This window comes from Myxococcus sp. CA056 (genome assembly GCF_013336715.1).
GTDB classification, from domain to species: Bacteria; Myxococcota; Myxococcia; order Myxococcales; family Myxococcaceae; genus Myxococcus; species Myxococcus llanfairpwllgwyngyllgogerychwyrndrobwllllantysiliogogogochensis.
Map to the genome: position 1 here is coordinate 1,554,108 of NZ_JABUMT010000001.1, position 23,862 is coordinate 1,577,969.

The 23,862-nt window shown below is 67.3% G+C and carries 17 protein-coding genes; 2 read left to right on the forward strand and 15 right to left on the reverse strand.

Annotated elements, in window-relative coordinates:
* The first annotated feature begins 202 nt into the window (after window positions 1-202).
* On the forward strand, window positions 203-1,510 hold the full coding sequence (locus HUA76_RS06340; RefSeq protein ID WP_174460273.1) for a chloride channel protein: 1,308 nt from the start codon (window positions 203-205) through the stop codon (window positions 1,508-1,510).
* On the opposite strand, the gene HUA76_RS06345 is transcribed toward HUA76_RS06340, so the two are convergent.
* The 7 genes from HUA76_RS06345 to HUA76_RS06375 form a co-directional block, all read right to left on the reverse strand.
* Entirely contained in the window at window positions 1,495-3,786 is a 2,292-nt protein-coding gene (locus HUA76_RS06345) for a putative metal-binding motif-containing protein (protein WP_174460274.1), read from the reverse strand. The genes HUA76_RS06340 and HUA76_RS06345 overlap by 16 nt on opposite strands.
* Window positions 3,783-4,652: a tetratricopeptide repeat protein gene (locus tag HUA76_RS06350; protein WP_174460275.1), complete on the reverse strand. Its 870-nt coding sequence runs from the start codon at window positions 4,650-4,652 to the stop codon at window positions 3,783-3,785. The genes HUA76_RS06345 and HUA76_RS06350 overlap by 4 nt, the downstream gene beginning before the upstream one ends.
* 116 nt (window positions 4,653-4,768) lie before the next feature.
* Window positions 4,769-7,132 carry a putative metal-binding motif-containing protein gene (locus HUA76_RS06355; RefSeq protein WP_174460276.1) on the reverse strand — a complete coding sequence of 788 codons (2,364 nt, stop codon included), beginning with the start codon at window positions 7,130-7,132 and terminating at the stop codon, window positions 4,769-4,771.
* A 209-nt stretch (window positions 7,133-7,341) separates the two neighbouring features.
* On the reverse strand, window positions 7,342-9,639 hold the full coding sequence (locus tag HUA76_RS06360) for a membrane dipeptidase (protein WP_174460277.1): 2,298 nt from the start codon (window positions 9,637-9,639) through the stop codon (window positions 7,342-7,344).
* Window positions 9,640-9,759: 120 nt separating this feature from the next.
* The gene (locus HUA76_RS06365) at window positions 9,760-11,100 is read right to left on the reverse strand and encodes a CapA family protein (protein ID WP_174460278.1); all 1,341 of its coding nucleotides are present in this window, start codon (window positions 11,098-11,100) and stop codon (window positions 9,760-9,762) included.
* A gap of 194 nt (window positions 11,101-11,294) precedes the next feature.
* Window positions 11,295-11,660 carry a VOC family protein gene (locus tag HUA76_RS06370; protein WP_174455996.1) on the reverse strand — a complete coding sequence of 122 codons (366 nt, stop codon included), beginning with the start codon at window positions 11,658-11,660 and terminating at the stop codon, window positions 11,295-11,297.
* Window positions 11,661-11,942: 282 nt separating this feature from the next.
* Entirely contained in the window at window positions 11,943-12,368 is a 426-nt protein-coding gene (locus HUA76_RS06375; RefSeq protein WP_174460279.1) for a hypothetical protein, read from the reverse strand.
* 220 nt (window positions 12,369-12,588) lie between these two features.
* Between HUA76_RS06375 and HUA76_RS06380 the strand changes: the two genes are divergently transcribed.
* Window positions 12,589-14,100 (forward strand): ABC transporter substrate-binding protein, encoded by a 1,512-nt coding sequence (locus tag HUA76_RS06380; protein WP_174455998.1) that lies wholly within the window; start codon window positions 12,589-12,591, stop codon window positions 14,098-14,100.
* A gap of 136 nt (window positions 14,101-14,236) precedes the next feature.
* On the opposite strand, the gene HUA76_RS06385 is transcribed toward HUA76_RS06380, so the two are convergent.
* From HUA76_RS06385 to HUA76_RS06420, 8 genes are all read right to left on the reverse strand, one after another.
* The gene (locus tag HUA76_RS06385) at window positions 14,237-15,691 is read right to left on the reverse strand and encodes an EGF domain-containing protein (RefSeq protein WP_254613993.1); all 1,455 of its coding nucleotides are present in this window, start codon (window positions 15,689-15,691) and stop codon (window positions 14,237-14,239) included.
* A 384-nt stretch (window positions 15,692-16,075) separates the two neighbouring features.
* The gene (locus HUA76_RS46385) at window positions 16,076-17,362 is read right to left on the reverse strand and encodes a DUF4215 domain-containing protein (RefSeq protein ID WP_174460281.1); all 1,287 of its coding nucleotides are present in this window, start codon (window positions 17,360-17,362) and stop codon (window positions 16,076-16,078) included.
* A gap of 378 nt (window positions 17,363-17,740) precedes the next feature.
* A complete protein-coding gene (locus tag HUA76_RS06395; protein WP_254613994.1) occupies window positions 17,741-19,027 on the reverse strand; it encodes a DUF4215 domain-containing protein in 1,287 nt (428 codons plus the stop codon).
* Window positions 19,028-19,162: 135 nt separating this feature from the next.
* On the reverse strand, window positions 19,163-19,891 hold the full coding sequence (locus HUA76_RS06400) for a DUF4215 domain-containing protein (protein WP_254613995.1): 729 nt from the start codon (window positions 19,889-19,891) through the stop codon (window positions 19,163-19,165).
* A 152-nt stretch (window positions 19,892-20,043) separates the two neighbouring features.
* A complete protein-coding gene (locus HUA76_RS06405; RefSeq protein ID WP_174460282.1) occupies window positions 20,044-20,583 on the reverse strand; it encodes an MXAN_0125 family MYXO-CTERM protein in 540 nt (179 codons plus the stop codon).
* 107 nt (window positions 20,584-20,690) lie between these two features.
* Window positions 20,691-21,326 (reverse strand): uracil phosphoribosyltransferase, encoded by a 636-nt coding sequence (gene upp / locus HUA76_RS06410; RefSeq protein WP_141646699.1) that lies wholly within the window; start codon window positions 21,324-21,326, stop codon window positions 20,691-20,693.
* A gap of 27 nt (window positions 21,327-21,353) precedes the next feature.
* The gene (locus HUA76_RS06415) at window positions 21,354-22,565 is read right to left on the reverse strand and encodes a URC4/urg3 family protein (RefSeq protein ID WP_141646700.1); all 1,212 of its coding nucleotides are present in this window, start codon (window positions 22,563-22,565) and stop codon (window positions 21,354-21,356) included.
* Window positions 22,558-23,805 (reverse strand): GTP cyclohydrolase II, encoded by a 1,248-nt coding sequence (locus HUA76_RS06420; RefSeq protein WP_141646701.1) that lies wholly within the window; start codon window positions 23,803-23,805, stop codon window positions 22,558-22,560. Before HUA76_RS06420 ends, HUA76_RS06415 begins: the two co-directional genes overlap by 8 nt.
* Window positions 23,806-23,862: the final 57 nt, after the last annotated feature.

The window sequence follows — 23,862 nt, forward strand, 5'->3', positions numbered from 1 at the left end:
CGCTGGGGGAATGTAGGGGGAAACCGAACGCTACACGCCGTCGATTCGCGAATCACCCGCAAACTAGAATAACGCGAGCAGTCAGAATTCGCGGATTGCATGGAACCCAAAGTGTCGCGCCCTTGGGTTGTCTGATTCCTGACGCGCCGCGACGTATGACGCGGTGTTTCACGATGTTTCAACAGTCTCGGAGGGAGGCGCGGTGAGGTGGACGGGAGGAGCGCGAGTGCTGGGGCAGTGGTTGGTGCTCGGGGCGTTGGTGGGGGTGGTGTGCGGCGTGGCGTCTGCGGGGTTCCTGTGGCTGCTGGACGCGGCGACGCAGCTGCGGGAGCGACAGGGCGCGCTGGTGTACGCGCTGCCGTTGGCGGGGTGGGTGTTGGGGGCGGTGTACGCGAAGTGGGGCGGGCCGGTGCGCGGGGGGAACAACCTGGTGCTCGACACGGTGCACACGGGGGATGCGCAGGTGCCGCTGCGGATGGCGCCGATGGTGTTGGTGGGGACGGTGCTGACGCACCTGTTTGGCGGCAGTGCGGGGCGCGAGGGCACCGCGGTGCAGATGGGCGGGAGCCTGGCGGACTGGGTGGCGCACCGGTTCCGTGCGGGGGTGGATTTGCGGCGGGAGCTCTTGGCGGCGGGAATCGCGGGGGGATTTGGTTCGGTGTTCGGGACGCCGGTGGCGGGGGCGGTGTTCGGGTTGGAGGTCGTGGTGGTGGGGCGGCTCGGCTACGAGGCGCTGCTGCCGGCGCTGGTGGCTTCGGTGGTGGGGGATTTGGTGACGCGGGGGCTGGGCATCCACCACACGGTGTATCCGGTGCCGGGGGTGTTGCCGCTGACGGCGCAGGTGTTGGGGAAGTGGTTGGTGTTCGCGGTGGGGGTGGCGCTGGTGGCGGTGGTGTTCGTGGAGGGGCTGCACCGGCTGAAGGCGCTGTTGGAGCGGCGGGTGCGGTGGTTGCCTTTGCGGATGGCGATGGGTGGGACGGCGGTGGTGTTGCTTTGGTTGTGGGTGGGGACGGATGCGTATCTGGGGTTGGGGGTGCCGGGAATCATCCGAGCGTTCGAGGACCCGGCGCTGCCGGTATCAGCGTTCGCGTGGAAGCTTGCGTTCACGGTGGTGACGCTGGGCTCGGGGTTCCTGGGCGGAGAGGTGACGCCGCTGTTCTTCATTGGCGCGAGCCTGGGGAACGTGCTGGCGCGGGTGTTGGGATTGCCAGTGGACCTGGGGGCCGCGGTGGGGATGGCGGCGCTGTTCGCGGCGGCGGCGAATACCCCGCTGGCGCTGTCCATCATGGCGGTGGAGCTGGTGGGCGCGGGGGTGCTGCCGCACGTGATGATTGTGTCGACGGTGGCGTATCTGCTGACGGGCCACCGGGGGATTTATCCGTCGCAGCGGATTGGGCGGAGGAAGCACGGCGGGCCGCTGCTGGAGCGGTGGGTGCCGCTGCGGGAGCTGGAGGCCCCCGGGCCCCGTGGGCCCGGGGATTCAGGACCGGGAGGTCACGGCTCCGGGTAGTGGAACACGCGACCGTCCTCACCGACGATCCACAGGTCTCCTGCTGCTGTGATGGCAATGTCGTTCAATGGCACGTTCGCCAGGCTTCCGGTCAGGTCCGGGCCCTTGGCCCAGCCATACGGTGTCAGCCGGTGCAGCCTGCCGCCAGTTCCGCCCGTGCGCTTGTCCACCATGTAGCACTGCTCATTCAACGGGTTCTGTGGGTTCTGCGTGTCATAGCGCATCACCACGCTGGTGAAGTCGAACGCCGAGGGGGCATCTGTCTTGTCCCACGTCGTCGCGCCGTCCCAGCGCCACACGGCCCCGTCATCACCCACTGCACAGGCTTTGTCCGCGTCTCCCATCCACACCGCAGTGGCATAACCGCCCACGTTGTTGGGAATGAGCGTGTGCGTGCTAGGAGTGGCAGGCCCCCCAGCCGTCACGGCGTAAGACACGATCTTCTGCCCACTGCCCCCTCCCGTTCCTCCCCCCACCGCGAGCAGGAACTCCTCACGCAGAGCATGGAAGCCGTAGTAGTTGAGATTGTTGTTATGCAACTCGGTGAACGGATTCGGACCCGGCACCCACCTGTACAAGTGCCCGCCCGAGTTGCTGACATAGAGAGTCGTCACCCCACCAGACTCGAAGCCCACCATTCCCGTGATGTTATCCGTGGTGGGCAAAGTCCCAGGAGCGCAGACCACACTCGTCCCAGAATGCTTGGTCACCCATCCTCCCTCCCCGCCCAAGTACACACTGCCTGCGGAGTCCACCCAGGAGACCGTCCAGTTGTGGTCCCCGCAGTGGTTCGTGTTGAGCGGAGGGCTCCCGTCAGGGGGCGACGGATTCGCGGTGTCCCCGTAGCTGAAGCTCTCGAACTTCAGATTGGGCGCCTTGCGCACCGCCAGCTTGCCGGCTCGGCCCGCCACCCAGACGGGATATCCCCCCTGCCCCACCGCCACCGTCCTCCAGTCCTGGCTGTCTGAACTCAGGTGATAGCTGACCACATCCCTCAGCGTGCCACCACATGACAGCGGCTCGTCGCTCACGCCCGCGTTGCAGTTGTTGTCGATGGCGTCACACACCTCCGCGAGTCCCGACCTCGCCGCAGGGTCCACGTCATCGCAGTCTCCGTGGACGTTCTCCACGTGGCCGACTTGGGGCGTCTCGTTCGCGCAGACTTCGTCCACCGTCGCGTTCTGGTCTCCGTCTCCGTCTCCGTCACGGTCGGGATAGAACAACCTCGGCGCCCTCGCGTTGCACTCGACGGCCACCTGGTCCCCCGTGCAGGCCCACGTCCCAGCGCAGCTCACGCTGGGGAGGTTGCACGACGTGCCCTTCGTTGGAAACACCTCATCCGCATTCCCGTCGCAGTTGTTGTCGGCGTTGTCGCACGACTCCACCCTGCCCGGCGTGTTGTTGCCGTCATGGTCATTGCAATCGAAGGCCTCGCTCTGAAACCGTTGACGATAGGAGGCGTCAGGCTGACCACACTGGACCTTGACCGTGGCCACACTAAGCGAACCATCCTGGTCGCCGTCTTGGTACCAGTTCTTGTCGCTGCCCTCGTCAGTGGCCCCGTCGCAGTTGTTGTCCTTGTCATCGCAAACATCTGTCTTGCCTGGGATTACGGCCGGATCATCGTCCCTGCAGTCCCCGCCAGTGGTCGCGTACCCCCACACACCGCTCGTCGGCACGCAGTGCTGAATGGCCTCCCCACCAACCCCGTCGCCGTCTGCATCACGGAACATGGCAATTCGGGTCAGGCCCTCATCAGCCCCACCGACGCAGTTGTTATCCTTGTCGTCGCAGATCTCCGGCAGTGAGGGGTTCGTCCTGACGTCGCCGTCATCACAGTCCGTCCCCCCTCTACTCCCCCCCAGCGTGGCAACGTACCCGTCACCGTCCACATCAGGAGTGGCGAGCACCGCCGCGAGTGACCTGCCGACCTCCCCCACCAGTTCCACCCGGTCCACTGCCTTGCCCGCGCAGGTCTGCTCGTGCGCGGTGAGGGTCACCCGCACCTTCTTGCTCCAATCCCCCCTGCGGAGTGCCCTCAGCTCCAATGGCGGCGTCTGACGAGAGAGCGCGCTGCTCTCGACGGTCTGCTCCGTGAAGTTCGCCGGATTCGCTTCATCCTGGGTTCGCATCACGATGCACCCGGTCTTGAAGCTCGGCGAGTAGTCGACCGTGATGCGAACGCCCCTCTCGGCCTCGAGGTCCTCGAGGCTCGGCACGGAACAGCCTCCGAGCACCAGCAGGCTCACGACGACCAGTCTTCCCATGCGGCTCATCGCGCACCTCCCTCGGCCACGGTCGCTTCGGAGGAGTCCATCAAGAGCCACGTCGCCAGCGCGCCCACCGCTGCAGCCGTCGCCGCGCCGAAGAGGATGTTCGCTGTCTGCGCACTGCTCTGTGCCCGTGAATGGTGGGACTCAAGGTCCTCCTGGAGTTGAGCAGACCGCGCATCGTCGATCTGACTGCGCGACGACAGGCCGAACACCGTGCCCACTCCACCTGCCGCGACTCCCGCGCCCAGCAACGCCCAGCTCACCACTGGCACCCGTCGTCCTGCGACGCTCACCCCCTGGGAGGCTCGCGCCAACTCTTCTTCCACGACGCCTGGTGCCCACGCTTCCGGGACTCCGTCCTCCTTGCTGGGAGGAACCAGGTGAGTCACGGCGACCTCGGTCTCCTTGGACGGGAGCTTCGCGTCCACTGGCGCGACCTCCACCGCCGATGCCGGGGGCGCTGTCGGCGAATCCGCGCGTCGACCGGCCACTGACGCGCGGACCTTGGTGCGCTGCGTCTCGAACTCACGACTCACCTTGGGCGAGACGTGCAAGGGAAGCTGGATATCGAGCTGGCGTTGGAGCGCCTCGCGGAAGTCCTTGCGCGCCGCCTCCCACCTTCCCATGTCCGCTTGGACAATGCCTCGCAGCAGGGAGAGGGAGACCGCTTCGTCAGGACCATGCGGCAGGCGACTGGCGTGCTTCAGTCGCTCCAGCGCTCGCTCGTATTCGAGGTCCTCGTAGAGACGGATGGCCTCTGTGATTTGACGTTGGACCTCACCTTCGGCCCCGTACGCGCTCAGCGGCATCGCCACTGACACGCAAACGAAGACCACCAGGCATTCCCCCCACAGGCATGACTTGGACATGCCCGGACTCTAAGTCCAACCAGGAACCAGCGGAAAATCCGAGCGGGACTTTCATGTCCAGGTCACCACGCTCCGGCAGTCCAAGTCCGAAGCGTGGTGGAGACCGCGAGAGACGACTACGGCTCGGGGTAGTGGAACACCCGGCCGTCCTCACCGACGATCCACAGGTGTCCGGCTTCCGTGATGGCGATGTCGTTCAACTGCACATTCGCCAGGCTTCCGGTCAGGTCCGGCCCCTTGGCCCAGCCATACGGCGTCAGCCGGTGCAGCTTGCCGCCAGTTCCGCCCGTGCGCTTGTCCACCATGTAGCACTGCTCGTTCAGCGGGTTCTGTGCGTTCAGCGTGTCATAACGCATCACCACGCTGGTGAAGTCGAACTCCGACGGGGCGTCTGTCTTGTCCCATGTCGTCGCGCCGTTCCAACGCCACACGGCCCCGTCATCACCCACTGCACAGGCTTTGTCCGCGTCTCCCATCCACACCGCGATGACCTTGCCATCCACGTTGGTGGGATTGGACGTGTGCGTTGTTGGGGTCCCAGTCGGGGTCGTCCCAGTCGTCACGGCGTAGGACACGAACCGCTGCCTGTCGGGCCCCGTGCTGCCTCCCACCGCGAGCATGAAGTCCTCTCGCAGCGCATGCAGGCCGTAGTAGTTGAGAGTGTTGTCGTTCAATAGCGTGAATGGGGTAGAGGCACCCGGCACCCACCTGAACAGACGCCCGCCCGTGTCGCTGACATAGATGGTCGTTTCCCCTCCGGACTCGAAGCCCACCATTCCTGTGATGTTGGGGGTGGGCCCGGAAGGAGGGGGAGGCAAGGTCCCCGGCTGACAGTCGCCACTCGTCGTCCCATCATGCTTGGCCAGCCATCCTTGCTCGCCGCCCAAGAGCACAGCGCCGCTGGAGTCCACCCAGGAGACCGTCCAGTTGTGGTTATCACAGTGGTTCGTGTTGAGCGGAGGGCTCCCGTCAGGGGGCGACGAATTCGGGGTGTCTCCGAAGCTGAAGCTCTCAAACTTCTGGTTGGCCGCCTTGCGCACCGCCAGCTTGCCGCCGTGACCCGCGACCCAGACAGGATATCCACTCTGCCCCACCGCCACCGTCCTCCAGTCCTGGCTGTCTGAAGTCAGGTGATAGCTGACCACATCCCTCAGCGTGCCACCACACGACAGCGGCTCGTCGCTCACGCCCCCACTGCAGTTGTTGTCGATGGCGTCACACACCTCCGCGAGGCCCGACCTCGCTGCGGGGTCCACGTCATCGCAGTCTCCGTGGAGGTTCTCCACGTGGCCCAGTTGGGGCGTCTCGTTCGCGCAGACTTCGTCCACCGTCGCGTTCTGGTCTCCGTCTCCGTCTCCGTCACGGTCGGGGTAGAACAACCTCGGCGCCCTCGCGTTGCACTCCACCGCCGACTGGGCCGCATTGCAGACCCACGTCCCAGTGCAGCTCACACCGGAGATGTTGCACACCGTGTTCTTCGTCGGGAACAGCTCATCCACGTTCTGGTCGCAGTTGTTATCGGCGTTGTCGCACAACTCCACCTTGCCCGGCGTGTTGTTGCCATCAGCGTCGTTGCAATCGAATACCTCGTTCTGAAGCCGGTTGCGATAGGAGTCGTCAGGCCGATCACACTGGGTCACGACCGAGTTCGCACCCACCACGCCATCCTGGTCGACGTCTTTGTACCAGTTCTTGTCGTGGCCCTCGTCAGTGTTGCCGTCGCAGTTGTTGTCGAAGTTGTCGCAAACTTCCGGCTTGTTCGGGGCGATGTTCGCATCATCGTCCTTGCAGTCCCCGCCAACATCCGCATAACCGGTGACACCGGCTTCCGGCACGCAGTGCGTGGTGGCCTCGCGACCAACCCCATCTTTGTCCCCATCAAGGAACATGGGCACTTTGGGGAGCCCCTCGTCAGCCTCTCGACCCTCAACCAGACCGACGCAGTTGTTGTCCTTGTCGTCGCAGAGCTCCGCCTGCCCGGGGTTCCTCATGGGGTTGGTGTCGTCGCAGTCCGTTCCCTTCTTGTCGCCGGCCATGGAAACGAAACCGTCGTCGTCCGCATCGACGGTCACAAGCGTCAACGCAGCCACGTCCTTGACGTCTTCGCTGGGGAATTCGAACACGTTCTCAGCGCTATCGACCTGCTGGCCAGCGACGGCCAACGTCTCGCCGGACCCGGCGCACGGTCTCTCGTACGCGGTGACTGTCACCTTGAACTTGTTACTCCAGCCGTCCTTCTTGACCACGGCCACCGTCAAGATGGGGGACGGAACTTCCGAAGTGGGCGTCGCCCGCTGCTTCGGAGCAACGACCTCCTCCAGCTTCAAGTCCGGGTTCGAATCATCCTGGACGACGACTTTGAAACACCCCTTCTGGAATCCAGAGGTGTACTGGACGGGGATTCGGACCGCCGCCTGCTCCTTCGACTTGGAGCACGCGAGGACCAGCAAAGGGAGCAGGCACAAGGCAAGGCGACGCATGGGGCGCACTCTACCGCAGCCTCCCCCCCGCTCGCGCTCCCCTCTTGCTTCCCGCCCCCTCGCCCTCACCCCTCTCGGAAAACTCCGGCCCGGCCGTCCAGGCACACAGGCCCCTGCCCCCCTCTCCCAGCATTCCAAGATTCCGAGCCCACCCACCCGCACCCGGGACGCCAGGGGCTCCTCGCCCCCGGCATCCCCAAGGCTGACGCCTACTTACAGGTGAAGGACCAGCGACACGTCCCCGACTGGCACTCGCGCCCGGAGCCGCACGCCGCCCCTCGGCCCTTCTTGTTCTGGCACTTGCCGGAGTTCAACCCCCAGCCACAGTACTGGCTCGCACCACAGTGCGAGTCGCTGTCACACAGGCAACTCCCCGTCGGATTCAGATAGCAGTCCGCGCTGCACCGGTCCGTCGTGCACTCGTTATCCGACTTGCACGTCTGCCCGTACGCCTTCGACCTCGGCGTGAAGCACCACCCCACCGCGTCCGCGCACCCACCACACGACCCCGACTGGCACTGCCCATCCCGACTGCACGACGTCCAGTCCGTCTTCTTCGGCACGCAGTCGTTGTCCGCCGGATTCCCCGGCGTGTCCTTCTGGCAGTACCCCACCCCGCCGCAGTCCTCGTCCCCGTTGCACACGCACCGTCCATCGAACGTGCTGCACAACACCGACGTGCACTGCTCGCTCAAGCACTCGTCGTCGAACCGGCACTCCTGGTTCATCTCCTTGCTGTCCGGCGAATAGGCCTTCCCACACACCGTCGGGTACGCCGCCTCCCGGTCCTCCGGCTTCACCCACGCCGCCACACCCGTCGTGTCGATATCCAGCGCCGCGTCCGCCATCCCCGTGCGAGTCACCGCCGTGCGCTCCCACATCCGGATGAACGTCTCCGCCGAGCCCGTCAGCCCCGCCGTGTTCACCCCCAGGTTGCGCAAATCCTTCACCATGTCCGGCAACAGGCCCACGTGCGCCAGGCCCTGCTCGTCGAACGCCGTCCCCAACCGCCCAGGCCCCTGCAAGGTCTGTTGCCGCGCCTGCGCGTCCGCCTCCGCCTGGAACCCCGCCGAACACGCCCCGTCATCTCCAAACCGCGGCCGCGTCTGCTGGATGAACCCGTTGAAGTCCGCGCCAAACGCCATCGGAACCTTGAGGCCCTGACGACCGAACTCGTACGCCTGCGCGAACGAACGCGTGGACCCCTGGCAGTTGTTCGCCACGCCGGACTTCGTATACGTCCGCGTCTCGTCATGCGCCGTGCGCAGACCAAACATGCCGCCCGTGCGCCGCAACATCTGCACCACCCACGCCGGCGTCGTCTTCTCGTTCTCCGCCAGCTTCCCGTTCATCACCTCGCGAAAGTGCCCGTGGCTCACATAGAGCGGGTAGTACTTGTTGCGCTCCGCCACCGAGTACGCATCCCGCACGCTCTTCTCCGACAGGTGCGCCAGGTCGATGAGCATCCCCTTGTCCATCATCGCCTGCATCAGCGACTGCCCCTCCGCCGTCAGGCCCTTCACGTTGCGGCAGCTGCCGTCCACGTCGAAGCCCAGCGTCATCCCGCCCACCGTCAGCCCACAGTCCGTGTCGATGTGACAGTTCTCGAGGAACTGCGCCGCCTGGAAGATGGCGTTGTGCGGCGCCGCGCCACCAAACCGGTTGTCCAACTGGTGCACCGGCTGCAACGTGCGCACGCCCAGCCCGTGGAAGCGCTCCAGCTCCGCGCGCCAGTCCTTCGCGCCAAAGAGCTTGCTCGTCTCGATGGAGAGCACCATCGCCAGCTTCCCCTCGGAGATGATGCGCCGCGCGTCCGCCGGCGTCAGCGCCAGGTCCACCCAGTCGCGAGTCGCCGCGAACTCGCGCGCCTTCTGCAACTGCACCTCCACATCCATCATCTCGTCACACGGCCGCGTGCGGTTCTGCGGCGGCAGCGCCTCACACAAGAAGCCGTTGCTCACCGCCGACACCACCACCAGCGACATGCCGCCCTGGTGCGCCTGCCGCAGCCACCCCTCCCACGACTGCTGGTGCGCAATCGTGTCCCAGCGCGGCCACTCCGTGTTCGGGTTGCGCCGCCCGTCGTGCAGGCCCGTGTCGCCCTGCGTGCCTTCAATCTTCCCCAGGAACTCCGAACCCACCGCCCCCGCGACGCCGAACAACTGCGACAACACCGGCACCCCGCGCAGGTCGATGTTGCTCGAGTTCGGACACAGGTTGAGCAGATGGCTCAGGTCCATCCGCACCCGAGCATGGTCGCTCTCCGGCCACCCGCCGTCACACCGCGTGAGCGCGTCCGTGACGGTGCCGTGGAACCAGCCCCCGCCAAACGCCTCCTCCGCGAACATGTGGTGATGCAGCTCCGCGAAGCCCGGTACGCCCAGCTCCTGCTGCTGGGCGCCCACGGGCTCGGCGGGCGCTTGTCCCTCCTCCTCCACCGGCACGCACGACAACGCCATGGCCAGTACCCAGGTGGAACACCATCGAAGACGACGCGAAAGGGACATGGGGGACTCCCTGCAAGTGGAAACCCCCACTTAGCGCCAGCCCACACCCCAAGTTCAAGCCGGACGTCGCCATGCCGTGACTGACGCAACGGTGCTGCACCGCGTCGCGAAATCTGGGGGCTACGGCGGCGTCTGGGTCGCCAGGCTCCGAGTCCCGGGAGCGGGCGGCACGAAGGCCGTGCGCTGGCGCAGCTCGGAGGAGGCCACGGCGAAGCCCTCGGGCAGCATGCGGAGGATTCGCTCCCGCCGGTGCTGGGAGCCGACGAGACGCTTCTCCAGAAGTGCCTTCTCCGCGAGCGTCGCCTTGTCCAGCGGCGCGGGCCGGGCCGCCAGCGCCGCGAGTCGCTCCCTCACCGCCTCCAGCTCCCGGTCGATGAGCACCGGCTGGATGTTTCGTCGCTCCCGGGCCTTGCGCCCCACCGCGTTGTTCTCAATCCACACCGGCAGCACCGCCACGTCTCCCAGCACCACGGGCGCTCCGGGCGAGGAGCGCGCCAGTGAGACTCGCAGCAGCATGGAGTCCCGCTTGTCCCCCGCCTCGCCCTTCTTCCCCGGCGCGTGGCGGTAGAAGCGGTCCTGGTTCGCCACCAGGTTGCCCAGGGAGAAGGCGATGAGCCCTCGCCGCCCGTCCGCCGTCGTGTAGCCCTCCAGCGGCTGGAGCACGTGCGGATGGTGACCGATGACGGCCAGCGCCCCGGCGTCCAGCAGCGCGCGACCCAGCTCGCGGTCCTGGGGGTTCGGGGTGTCGGCGTACTCGGTTCCCCAGTGCACCAGGACCACGAGCGCGTCACAGCGCGCGGCCACGGCTCGGACCTGCTCCACCGCCTCGTCGGTGGTGAGCCCCCGGTGCAGGCGGTGAATGGGATACGGCACGAAGGCCACGTGCGGAGCCTGCGCGTCCTTGGGATTGCTGAAGCCATTGAGCAGGCGCGTGAAGGACAGGAAGCCCACCTTCATCCCTCGCACGTCCATGAAGACAGGCTCCCAGGCCGCGGCCTTCGTCGCACCCGTGCCCGTGTGGCGCAGCCCTGTCGCATCCAGGTGCCGCAGCGTCTCCACCAGCCCCGTGGGGAGCTGGTCCCTCGCGTGGTTGTTGCCAGTGGAGACGAGCTTCACGCCCGAGGCGGCGAGTGCTCGAGCCATGGCCGACGGCGCGTTGAAGAGCAGCTCCCGCGTCACCGCCTTCTTGTTGTCCGTGACGGGCGTCTCCAGATTGATGACGCCCACGTCCGCGGTGCGCAGCACGTCCGCGATGGGACCGAAGACATGGTCCCAGCCTTCGTTGTTGAGCGACGGCGCCACGCCGCCCGTCGGTGGCACCGACCCGGTGCGCGCGTGCAGCTTCGCCACCGTCTTCACTTCGCCGTGCGGAATCACATCCCCGCCGAACACGAGCTCGACATGAGTGGCGGGCGCGGCGGCGAACAACAGCGGGATGAGCAACAGCGCGGGCGAAGGCACGCCCGCCACCTTAGTCCACCCTCTCCACGGACGCGGAATCCCTGGCCGTTGACCCGGGTGCTACAGGCCCCGCCCCGTGGACTCCGGCACGGTGACGTCTCGACACCGCCACGCACCGCGTCTCGCGCTCGTCGCATGCAGCGCGCCCCATCCAGGGGAAGCGCCGTGCCTTCGCGCACGGCGCCATCCTCCGGTCAGCGTGCTCGTGGGCTGGCGTTCACCTCGACGAGCAGCTCACCGGGCGCCTTGCAGTAGACCATCGTGCCCCGGTTGTTGCGGATGACGTCACTGACCTCGAGCCCCTCGGCGCGAGCCCGCTCCTGGAACCCGAGCACGGTGGCCTCGTCGTCGACGAGGAAGCCGATGTGGAAGCCCTCCGGGTACTTCTCCGTGGGCGACTTGAGGCGCTGGAGCACGAGCACCAGGCCCTCGCGGTCCGTGAGGATGGCGATGGCCGGGGAGGCGCGGTTGCTGGTGTGCTCGAAGTCGAAGAAGTGCTCGAAGAACGTCGCGGTGCACTGGACGTCGGGGACCTGCAGGTCGATGTGGTTCAGCTTCATGGTGAGACCCTCGGGGCATGGCGATGCCCACAAGGCCGGGGGTTCTCATCCGTGAAGGAGGAACAAGCGCTCCCACCATGGGAGTGACCGGGGCTCACCGAACCGGTCCGCCGTTTTTCGACCGGGCGCGAGTATAGGACAGGACCGCGCACCAAGGCGAGGCAAGCCTCACCACCCGCCCCGGCACGCACCCCGTCGGTCAGAGCACCAGCGAGACGACGCCCGCGACGTCCGTGACGCCCTCCGCCGTGAAACACCCCAACACGTCCGTGTTGAGCAGCGTCAGCGTGCGCACCACCGTCGCGCCACGAACCGACCGCTCACCACCGTCCCGGTGAGGACGACAACGACCTCACCCGCCGGCTTCACGTTCATCGCGGTGGTGCCCGACGCGACGCTCACGGTGTCATCACTCCACTGGGTGTGAATCGTGGAAGTTCCCTGGCCGAACCCACAGCCGAGGAGGCCATCCCCCTCCGTGGTGACGATGGCGGAGGGCAGACTCAGCGGCAACCCCGCGCACCCGTCGGTGCCGAGGGCGGAGACATGGGTCTGCCTGGCATCGTTGGTCAGACCCGGCTCGAATTCGGTGACTTCCGAACCCAGACACGCGAGGAGGACGGTCTGCGCTTGCGCCTCCATCGTGGCGAACAGGGACAACACCACGAACAACCCAGACACGGACTTGAAGAGGATGGTGGACTTCATGACGACTGCTCCTGCTCGAGGTGACGAACCCCCACGGACGTGAGGATGGCGCCAGTCATCACGGAGTCCGTTGCCGAGCCCACCTGCCGACAAGCGTGTTTGCCTTCACAGCCCCGAGGGAAAATTGGACTTGGAGCGTTCCCGGAAATGTCAGACCGACCCGGTATGAATCTCCCCGCGCGGCGCCATTCAGGGCGTCGCCAGAAGGATTGCCTTCACAATGAATATGTCATTGATTTCCCTCGGGCTTCTGGTCGGAATGACAGGGGTCGGCTGCGCGGGTCTCGACGATGCCGAGGCGGTGGACTCCTCCGTGTCGACGGACGAGACCTCCCAGGTCACCCATGCCCTGGTCACCCATGTCACCGGCACCAGCCCGGTCACCTTCGTCACCATGTCGGGCAACGAGACGAAGCCATACAACCAGTCCGCCACGTCGGTGGTGGCATACATGCGGGACTCGACGACCGGGGCGTTCACGGCCTATCCGGGCACGGGCTCCGCGGACGGCACCATCTCCGTGCCGAACGTCCCTTCCGGCCGCATCTACCTGAAGCTGGGCTCGCGCTACCTGGTGAGCACCGGCCGCGCGTTCGACCTGGGCTCCACGGAGTGGGGCCGCGATGGCACCTTCGTCTCGCTGCCCACTCCCGTGATGGTGTCCGCCACCGGCCTGTCTCCCTGGCAGCCGGCGGACTTCCTGGACATGTATTCGTTGAACCCGGGGGCGTTCGGCCACATCAACGGCAACGCCACGGGGTTCCCCCTGTCGGGCGCCACGTCGCTCTCCGGGCTGAGCTTCGATTACGCCAACATGATCAACCCGGTGCTGCTCGACAGCGGCCAGGGGGATGTGTTCTCGCTGGCGCAGATGCGGTTGCAGTCGAGCGCGAATGGAGTGCCCTACCGCGCGATGCACAAGGTGCTCGACGCGAGCGTGACGCAGGTGGAGGGCCAGCCCGTCACCGTCAGCGGAACCTTCACCCAGCCCGTCGCGACAGGCACCTTCGCGGTGGACTGGAGACGCTCGGCCTTCGAAGCCATGCGCACCCAGGTGAACCCGGGCGCGGTCAGCACGTACAGCGAGATCTGGATGTCCGCCCGGCCGGCCGCGCTGAGCTCGGCGCTCGGGTCCATCAGCGGGTCGCCCGTGCTCGTGAAGCTCAATCCTGACTCGCAGCGGACCGACATCGTCACGGGGAGCATGACCTACAACAACCCGCTCCCGGCGACGTGGCAGAAGGTGGCGCTCGCCGCCGCGGGCTTCACGAAGAGCTACGCGCTGGGGACCGCGACGCCCTACACCATGAGCGTGGACATCCGCATGGACCAGGAGGCGAGCGCGTTCACCGCCGCGCCCGTGCAGCCCCTTGTCGGGCCGGTGCAGGCACCCCTGGTGAACACGCGCGGCGCGTTCCAGAACCTCACGGGCGTGGGGACTGACGCCTCGCTGCGCTGGTCGAAGCCGCTGGTCGGCACGGCCACGAACTACGTGGTGAACATCTACCGGCTGGGCACGAGCAACGGCTCCACCACCGCGACGCGCGTGGCGGTGCTGCACACGGATCTCCAGAGCGTGTACCTGCCCCCGGACGTGCTGCAGGCAGGCCAGACGTACTTCGCGGAGATCCAGAGCTGGCACCAGCCCGGCTCGGACCTCGCGACGAGCCCGTACAAGCGCTCGCTGCCTCGAGGCCGCGCCAGCGTGCTCACCGGCATGTTCAGCCCGTAGACGCTGAAGTTCTGGGGAGAAAGGGAGCCCGCTCAAATCCATCGAGCGAGCGTTCGACTCCGCGGGTTTCGAGTACGACTGACCACGGTGGGCGCGAAGCACTGCCCTTCGCGCCCACCGTGAAACCACCGTCAGCTCACAGCGGGCAGTTCGGCTCGCCGCCGCCGCTGACACCGGACGGGTACGTGATGGACCCGACGTACGACGGGTGGCACGGGTAGCACGCGGCCCCCACGTCGGCGCTGGTGGCAGCGCCCGTGAAGACCTGGTCCGCCTGCCCCGCGCGCTTCACCGTCACCGAGTAGGGCACGGGGTTCTCCGACGACGCGGTCGGCGAGAAGCCCGCCGCCTTGAGGCAGATGTCATACGTGCCGTTCGGCGGCGTGAAGCCCGGGTTCCAGACGACGTTCTCCGGCCCCCGCCCACTCGACGCGTCCTGGTCCAGCTCGCCCCCATCCGTGCTCGGCCCAGGCCCGCGGTTGTCGTAGAAGATGATCTTCCCCGTCGGCGTCCGGACCACCAGGTCCGCATCCCCGTCACGGCCCCACATCGCGGTGACCTGCAGCGCGATGCCCCCACCACCGCCCGTGCACACCCCCGCGTTGCAGGTCTTCCCCGCCGCGCAGACGTTGCCGCAAGAGCCGCAGTTTTGCTCGTCCGACCACACGTCCACGCACTGCGAGCCACACTGGACCCGAGGCGGCGCGCAGGTCGCCGGCTGGCAGTAGTAGCTCCCCGGCGTGTTCACGCACTGCTGGCCCGGCGGGCAGTGGGCCGTCCCGTTGGTGCACTCATTGATGTCATTGCACGTCCAGCCATCCCCCGAGTAGCCCGGCTTGCACGTGCAGGTGTAGCTGCCCGGCGTGTTCGTGCAGTAGGCGTTCGGCGAGCACTGCGCCGTGCCGTTGGTGCACTCGTTCACGTCGTGGCAGACGCTGGGCTGGCCCTGACAGGTGTAACCCGGCTCCACCGCGCAGTTGGCGCTACAGCCGTCCCCCGCAGCGCGGTTGCCGTCGTCACATCCCTCGCCCGTGCCCACCATGCCGTCGCCACAGACGACCGTGTTCACGATGCTCGTCGCCTCCACCGCGTCCACCTGGAAGATCGCCAGCAACCCGGCGCGCAGCCTCACATAGCGGTAGGGCGTGGGGTTGTTGAAGGACACAACCGTCGAGTGCGTCCCCAGCCCCAGGTCCAGCAACTGCGCCTGTCCCGTGGAGATGACCTGCATGTTCGTCCCCAGGAACTCCACCTGCGCGATGACCGCCAGATTCAGCCCCCGGTAATAGATGCGCAGCGGCCCGGTCCCCTCTTCGCCCGCGCCCATGTCCAGCGTGAGCGAGGCCCCCAGCAGCCCCAGGAAGCTGGCCGTGGTCCCATTCGGCGCGCCCACCGCGTTCTGGGGGTTGTTCACACCGAGCAGGCCGTCCTGCACCACCGCATCGGCATACGGGTCGCCCGCGAACGCGGACACCTCGCTCGAAGTCTCAGCATCGAAGAGCACTTCTTCATCGGAGCTGGCGCCACACGCACCGAACGCACCGACAACGACGAACGCCAGGGCCGCGCTCAACCAGCGCGTCATAGACATACCGCGACTGACTTTCATGTTCTGCTCCATTCCATCCGGCTGAAGGGACGAAGCGCTCCGGTGAAACCATCCACCTCGAGCACCCGCCTTGCGTATGGAACGCATGAAAGGTTTTTCCGTGAGTTCCGCCCCCTAATTTACCTGCTTTACCCGTGTTCCACTCGACAAGCCAGACGGAGAATGGCCGCGCGGAGCAAGCCAGGCGACACCCTTCCCGCCCAAAGCATGACACGAAGTACGTGGGTGTCCTTAGCGCCCCGGGGCCTGGACAAGCCATGCGTCGGTCTCCACCCAGCACTGCGAGACAGGGTTCCCGTTGGACTCTCCACCAGCCCGCGCGGGGCGACACCCTCTCGCGGGCCGGTGTCTGTCATTTCTCGTGTCTCAAGGATAGGTAATGGAGCCGACGTAGCTGGCGAGGCCAGGCGCGCAATCTTCCTCAAACGAGCGCGCCGTGAACGTGCCAGTGAAGTCGACATCCGGCTGGCCCGGGCGCCGCACCTTGATGGCGTAGCCCAGGGGGGCCGCGGGCGAGGGTCCGGGGAAGAAAAACTGCGTCAGCAGGCAGACGTCGTAGGTGCCGCTCGGCGGTGTCCGGCCCGTGGCCCAGAAGATGTTCTCGGGTCCCCTCCCTCTTGAATCCACGTCCAGTCGTCCAAAGTCCGTCCCCGCGTTGGGGCCTATGTTGAGATAGTAGATGACCTTGCCCGTGGGCGTCCTCACGGCGATGTCCGCGTCTCCGTCCCGGCTCCAGGTCGCGGTGAACTGGAGATTGCCCGAGCCCACGCACACGCCCGCGGCACAGGCATTCCCCTCGCCACAGACGTTGCCGCAAGCGCCGCAGTTGTTATTGTCCGTGCGCGGGTCGACGCAGACCTCGCCGCAGACGATACGGGGCGGCTCGCAAACGGGCTCCTCACACTCGAAGCCTCCGGGCGTGTTGACGCACACCTCTCCCGGCGCGCACGTGTCCGTGCCCAGCGCGCACTCGTCGATGTCCGTGCACACGCTCGGCTGCCCCGCGCAGGTGTAGCCCGGCTCCACCTGACAGACGCTGCTACAGCCGTCTCCGGAGAGCTGATTGCCGTCATCACAGACTTCGACGCCTCCCAGCACCCCGTCACCACAGAAGGGACGGATGGACGTCTCCACCGCGTCCACCAGGTAGAGCGCGAGCAGCGCGCCCCTCAGGCGCACGTACCGGTAGGGCTCACTCCCAGGGTACGTCGCCACCGCCACATGTGTCCCCACGCCCAGCTCCACCAGGTGCACCGGGCTGGAGCCAATGAGCGTCCCATTCGCCCTCAGGAAGTCCACCTGCGCCACCAGCGCCAGCGACAGGCCCTGGTAATACACTCGCAAGTCTCCCGTACCTTCCTCACCCGCCCCCAAATCCAGCACCAGCGCCGTGTTCAGCAGGCTCAGCAGCGTCGCCGCCTGCCCGTCCGGAGCCCCCAGCGCCGCGCTCGCGTTGAGCACCGTCCCCGTCGTGCCAGACGCCACCGCGTCCGCGTACGGGTCCCACGCCAACTCCTGGCTCGTTTGCGTCACCTCCCCATCACCTCCGGGACGCTCCGCTCCATCGAGAGATTCCACGCCGCAAGAACCCAGCAACAACGCCAACGTCGCGCTCAGTCCCCACGACCACAGCGCGCTTGTACGGATACTCATGGGATGACTCCCCGAGGAACTGAATGAGACCCGGAATGGGCCACTCTTCCTCGCGGAATGAATCTCATGACCGCTCGCGCCCCACAGCTCACACACGCGACATGCTGGCTGGCAACGTCCTCCGGCCAGCAGCAGACATGTGCGAAGGGACAATGGACGGGAACCCAACCCCGTGTGTTTCATGATTCATGCATCAGCGGTGCGGGGCACGTCGCCAGCCTCCGAGCAGCGCCAGCGAGCCCGCAGGCGCGACTTCTCGCCAGCGCCTGCCTCCAGCAGCTCAATGGCTCCGCGAGACGAGCGATGCTCCGTCCATCCACCACCGGCCCGCGCGGGACACCATTCCCTCGCGGACCGGCGTCTGTCATTTCTCGGGTCTCATGGATAGGCAACCGAGCCGACGTAGGTGGGGTCTCCTGGGATGCACTCCTCGATGAACACCGCTTGGGTGATTGAGCCGGAGAAGTCGACGTCCGGCTGACCGGGGCGCCGCACCCGGACATTGTAGTGCACGGGAGCCTCTGGAGTGGGCTCCGGGCTGAAGAGGAACGCCATCAGGCAGACATGGTAGGTGCCGCTCGGCGGCGTCCGGTTCGGAGCCCAGAAGACGTTCTCGGGCCCATCCCCACCTGTGTCATCCACGTCCAGCGCGCCGAAGTCTGTCCCTACGTTGGGACCTCGGTTTTCGACGTAGATCATCCGCCCGGTGGGCGTCTTCACATAGATGTCCGCATCCCCATCCCGGCTCCAGGTCGCGGTGAACTGGAGGTTGCCCGTTCCCACGCACACGCCCGCGGCGCATGCCTTCTCCTCGCCGCAGACGTTGCCGCAGCCGCCACAGTGGTTGTTGTCGGTGTTCGGGTCCACGCAGGCCTCGCCACAGACGAGGCGCGGCGGATTGCACGAGGGCTCCTCGCACTCGAAGCCTCCGGGCGTGTTGACGCACACCTCCTCCGGCGCGCACGTGTCCGTCCCCAGGGCGCACTCGTCAATGTCCGTGCAGACGCTCGGCGCTCCCGCGCAGGTGTAGCCCGTCTCCACCTGACAGACGCTGTTGCAGCCGTCCCCGGAGAGCGGATTGCCGTCGTCACAGACCTCCACGCCACCCGGCACGCCGTCACCACAGATGGGCCGCAGCGACGTCTCCACCGCGTCCACCAGGTAGAGCGCGAGCACCGCGCCCCGCAGGCGCACGTAGCGGTAGGGCACGCTCCCCGGGTACGTCGCCACCGCCACATGCGTCCCCAGGCCCAGCTCCACCAGGTGCAGCGGGCTGGAGCCGATGAGCGTCCCATCCGCCTTCAGGAAGTCCACCTGCGCCACCAGCGCCACCGACAGGCCCTGGTAGTAGACGCGCAGGTCGCCGGTGCCTTCCTCACCCTGACCCAAGTCCAGCACCAGCGCCGTGTTCAGCAGGCTCAGCAGCGTCGCCGCCTGCCCGTCCGGCGCACCCACCGCCGCCTGCGCGTTGAGCACCGTCCCCGTGGTGCCCGATGCCACCGCGTCCGCGTACGGGTCCCACGTCAGCGAGGACTCCTCGCTCGTGTACGTCAACGCACCGTCACTTCCCCCGGCATCGAGGGACTCCACACCGCAAGAGCCCAGCAACAACGCCAACGTCGCACCCAAGCCCCACGACAACAGCGCACCTGTACGGCTTCTCATTAAATGTCTCCCCAGAGGGATGGGATGAAACCCGGAATGGGCCATCCCCCTCATGGAATGAATCGCACCACTGCTGACGACTTGCTGCTGCTCACGACGCGGGGCCTTCAATCCGGCCCCGCGCCAGTCCTGGGCCTATTGGCAGACGTAGCTGCCCGGCGTATTCACACACACAGTGTTCGCGGGGCACGCGTGAGTCCCCAGCGCGCACTCGTCGCGGTCCACACAGACACTCGGTTCTCCCGAGCAGGTGTAGCCCGTCTCCACCCGGCAGATGCTGTTGCAGCCATCCCCGGAGAGCTGGTTGCCGTCGTCACACAGCTCCCCGGTGCCGTAAATCACGCCGTCACCGCAGATGGCCCGGCGGCGTGCCACCACGGCGTCCACGTTGAAGGGCTTTCCGGCCACGCTCCGGATGACGACGTAGCGATAGGGAATGGTCTGCGAATACCAGACATACTGCATGTCCACCCCCTCCCACCGGCTCCGCAGGTACAGCACGCCGCTCGAGAAGTAGCCCCCGTCCGCCGTCAGGAATTGCACCGTCGCCTGGGCGGACGAGCCCACGGGGCCCTGGGTGTAGACTTCCAGGATGCCGCTGGACTCCTGCCCTTCACCCAGGTCCAGCATCAACCCTTCGCCGGCCTCGCTCGGGAGCGTCGCGAAGACGCCGTCCGGCGCGCCCACCGCCGCCTGCGGATTGAGCACCAGCGCCGTCGTGCCCTCACCCACCGCGTTCGCGTAGTTCGGGTCCTCCAACGAAGACGTCACCGTGCCCGTGACGTCTTCCTCCGCGACCTGCTCGACGCCACACGCGCCCAACAGCAGACACGAAAGCACCACCCACGCAGAGCCACTTCCCATGCGCATCATTGAAGCCCCCCATCCCCGAGGCGGGAGAGAGCTCGGCATGAGCCCTCACTCCCCCGGCGAAGTGGGGCGGCAGACTATTCCTGGATTTCCTGCTCTCGTCTGTTCAAGCCCGCATGTCCAAGCCAGTGTTGGCCCGCCAACAGTCAGCGGTGTCTGGAGCGGCGCCAGCCTCCCAGGAGCGCCAGCACGCCCGCGAGCGCAATCCCTCCCGGAGACGAGGAACAGCCCTTCGCGGAGGCGTCCTTCGTCACACACGACACGGTGGCGGAGAGGACCAGGTCGCGCTCCTCTCCATCGACGGAGACGATGAAGGTCTCCTCCTCGAAGCGCTCCTCCGGCTGCACCTTCATGGGCAGGGACAACCCGCGCCCGTCGGAGAAGTAGAAGGAGGCCTCCTCCTCCGGCAGCAGCTCCTCGTCACACCGCCCGCCTTCGCACTGGACGAGCGGCCAGCCCTTCAGCGTCACGGGCTCGTCACAGGCATTGCGGACGGTGCTCGCGCCACAGGTCGCACGCGAGGAGATGACGAGGCACGGCATCTCCGACACCACGCTCTGGCGCTCGGTGATGCACTCACACTGCTCGCTCCTGGCGTGGGCCGAAAGCGCGCCACCCACTCCCGCCAGCAGCATCCATCCGAACCACGCGGCCCCAACGCGGGGCCTGAAAGTCCTCGCTCGCATCCTGTCTACCTCCGTCTCGAAGTCCTGGCCCCCCTGAGGCGCGCATCCTGCCGCTCGACGGGAATCAACGCCAAGTCATCGTTGCCGGAGGCAACTACCCGGGGCGGCTACTTGGTGCCGAAGAGGCGGTCCCCCGCGTCACCCAGTCCAGGCAGGATGTAGCCGTGCTCGTTGAGGCGCTCGTCCACCGCGCCGGTATAGACATGCACGTCCGGGTGGTGCTCCCTCAGGTTGGCCAGGCCCTCCGGACACGCCAATAGACAGACGAAGCGCAGCGAGCCGGGCTTGCTCTTCTTCACCCGCTGGAGCGCCGCCACCGCGGAGTTGCCCGTGGCGAGCATCGGGTCACACACCACCACGTCGCGGTCCGCGAGCTGCCCCGGCACCCGGTAGTAGTACTCCACCGGCGTGAGCGTCTCCGGGTCCCGATACAGGCCGATGTGGCCCACGCGCGCGGAGGGCACCAGCTGGAGCATCCCGTCCAGGATGCCCTGGCCCGCGCGCATGATGGCCACCAGCACCAGCTTCTTGCCCTCCAGCACCGGCGCCGTCATGGGCGCCATGGGCGTCTGGATTTCCTCGTCACGGACCTTCAAGTCCCGCAGCGCCTCGTAGGCCAGCAGCAGGGAGATTTCCTGGAGCAGGGCCCGGAAGGAGGCGGTGCTCGTCTCCGCGCGGCGCATCAACGTCAGCTTGTGCTTCACCAGCGGATGGTCCACCACGGTGCAGTTGGGGAACTCCATTGCGTCCTCCCTCTTGGTCAGCGGTTGTCAGAACACCGTTCCGTCGCTCTCCACGCGAATCGGCGGCACGCCTCCGGGGCGTCGCTCGGCGGCCACCTTGCGCCCCGCCGTCCACGTCCCGCCCTGCAGCACCTTCGCCAGCGGCAGCTCCTCCGCGCTCATCCCCAGCCGGCCACGCACCAGCGCCGCCACGCGGTCCAGCAGCGCCACCGTCAGCGCGCGCCACTCGACGATGGGCTCCTCGCTCGGGTGCAGCGCCTCCTGGGTGAGCCGCGCGTCCCTGGGCACCAGCACGCCCAGGTCCACGAAGAGGCCGCCGTTGCGGTACTCGGGCAGGCCGGTGAGGCCGTCCAGCTCCACCACCCGGAGTCCCGCCTCCGCCAGCGGCTCCACCAGCGAGTACGTCAGCCACTGCGACAGCTTGTGGAAGGGCACCAGCGCGTCCACGCTCTCCACCGGGCCCAGCGCCGAGTGCGGCCACACGTCGCCCAGGTTCACCGCGTCCACCATGACGCGGCCCGGCCAGATGGGGCCCAGCGACTCCAGCACCACGCCCAACAGCTCCGAGCCGCGCACGCTCCTGCCCTGCGCGGCGACGATGTCGTGTATCGCGCCGGGTCGGGGCAGCACGCGCGACAGGCCGTGCATCAGGTGCAGCCGTCCCTCCAGCCCGTCCAGGGGATTCGTGTCGGAGACCTGGAGCCCGCGCGCCAGCGACTCGCGCGACAGCCGGCCCAGCGCCTCCGCGTCCGCGCGCAGCGGCCGGTCCGGGTCCGAGGAGAACACGCCGTCCATGAACATGCGGAAGCTGGCCACGGCCAGCCCCTCCGAGCGCGCCCACGTCGTGCCGCCCTGCTCGCGGTAGCTCCACTTGGGGCCGCTGCCCGCGTCCAGCAGCACGCTCACCACGGCGAGGTCCAGCTTCGCCCGCGCGCGCTCCTGCGGCGTGACGTCCTTGAGCCGAGCCTCCAGCTCCGCCACGCGCTGGACGCCGCCCGCGTCGAAGTGGCGCCAGCGGCTGTGCAGCGGGATGTCCAGCGTGGGGTACGCCTCGCGCGTCACCTCCAGCACCGTGTCCACCACCGTCGGCAGCCGCGAGGGCTCCACCCGGAAGTGCGACAGCTTGCCGGCCAGTCCCAGGTCCAGCAGTTGATGGCAGCGCTCGCGGATGGCGGCCGGCGTGCGCAGCCACGCCACCGCCGGGGACACGTCCGCCCTCGCCAACGGCCGCTCAGACATCGAGGCCCCGTCCCTTCACCTGGGTCAGCGCCGCGGCGTCCGCCACGGGCCCCTTCGTGAAGTAGCCCGCCGCCTTCTTCGCCTCCATCTCCACCTTCGCGTCGGCGGGGACCAGCTCCTCGGGGATGGGCACGCGCTCCAGGATTTCAATGCCCGAGCGGACAATCGCGTCGTGCTTCATGTCGCTCATCGACACGAAGCGGTGGATGCGGGTGATGCCCAGCCAGTGCAGCACGTCCGGCATCAGCTCCTGGAAGCGCATGTCCTGCACGCCCGCCACGCACTCGGTGCGCTGGAAGTAGGTGGCCGCGGAGTCGCCGCCCTCCTGCCGCTTGCGCGCGTTGTAGACGAGGAACTTCGTCACCTCGCCCAGCGCGCGGCCCTCCTTGCGCAGGTAGACGATGACGCCCGCGCCGCCCGCCTGCGCCGTGCGCACGCACTCCTCGATGCCGTGGGCCAGGTACGGACGACAGGTGCAGATGTCGCTGCCGAACACGTCGGAGCCGTTGCACTCGTCGTGCACGCGCACGGCCAGGGGGATGTCCTTGTTGGACACCGAGTTGATGTCCCCGAAGGCGTACAGCGTGAGCCCGCCGATGGGCGGCAGGAAGACGTGCAGGTCCGGGCGCGTAATCAGCTCCGGGAACATGCCACCGGTCTGCTCGAAGAGGCCCCGGCGCAGCGCGTTCTCCGTCATGCCGAAGCGCTTGGCGATGCCCGGCAGGTGCCACACCGGGTCCACCGCGGCCTTCACCACCTTGATGTCGCCGTTGGCGGTGAGCAGGTCCCCGTCCGGCTTGAGGCGGCCAGCCACCACCGCGTCGCGCAGCTCCGGCAGGTTGATGTGCGCGCGCGTGACGGCGATGGTGGGACGGAAGTCGATGCCCTGCTCGGACTGCGCGCTGAACGCCTGCGGCGCGACGGCGCCCCACGGGTCCAACGACACAATCCGGTCCGGGTTGCTCCAGGACGGGTGCGGGCCAATCCGCGCGGCCGGCGAGGTGTCCTTCAGGTCCGCGCGGTGGTCCTGCGGCAACATGCCGGCGGCCACGGCGAGCGCGCGATACACGGCGTAGGAGCCGGCGTGCGTGCCGATGACGTTGCGATGCGCGGGCTCGGTGAGCGTGGCCACCACGGGGCCGCGGCGCGTCGGGTCCGGGTCACCCCAACGGATGGAGACGGCGTCCCCATCTGGATGCGAGGTGAGGCGGATGTGATTGACGGGCTTCTTGTCTGCCATGGGAGCGCCCTCCTTGCGGGCGCGTTTTGGAGCTCGAGCGAAGCGGACGAGAGGGGC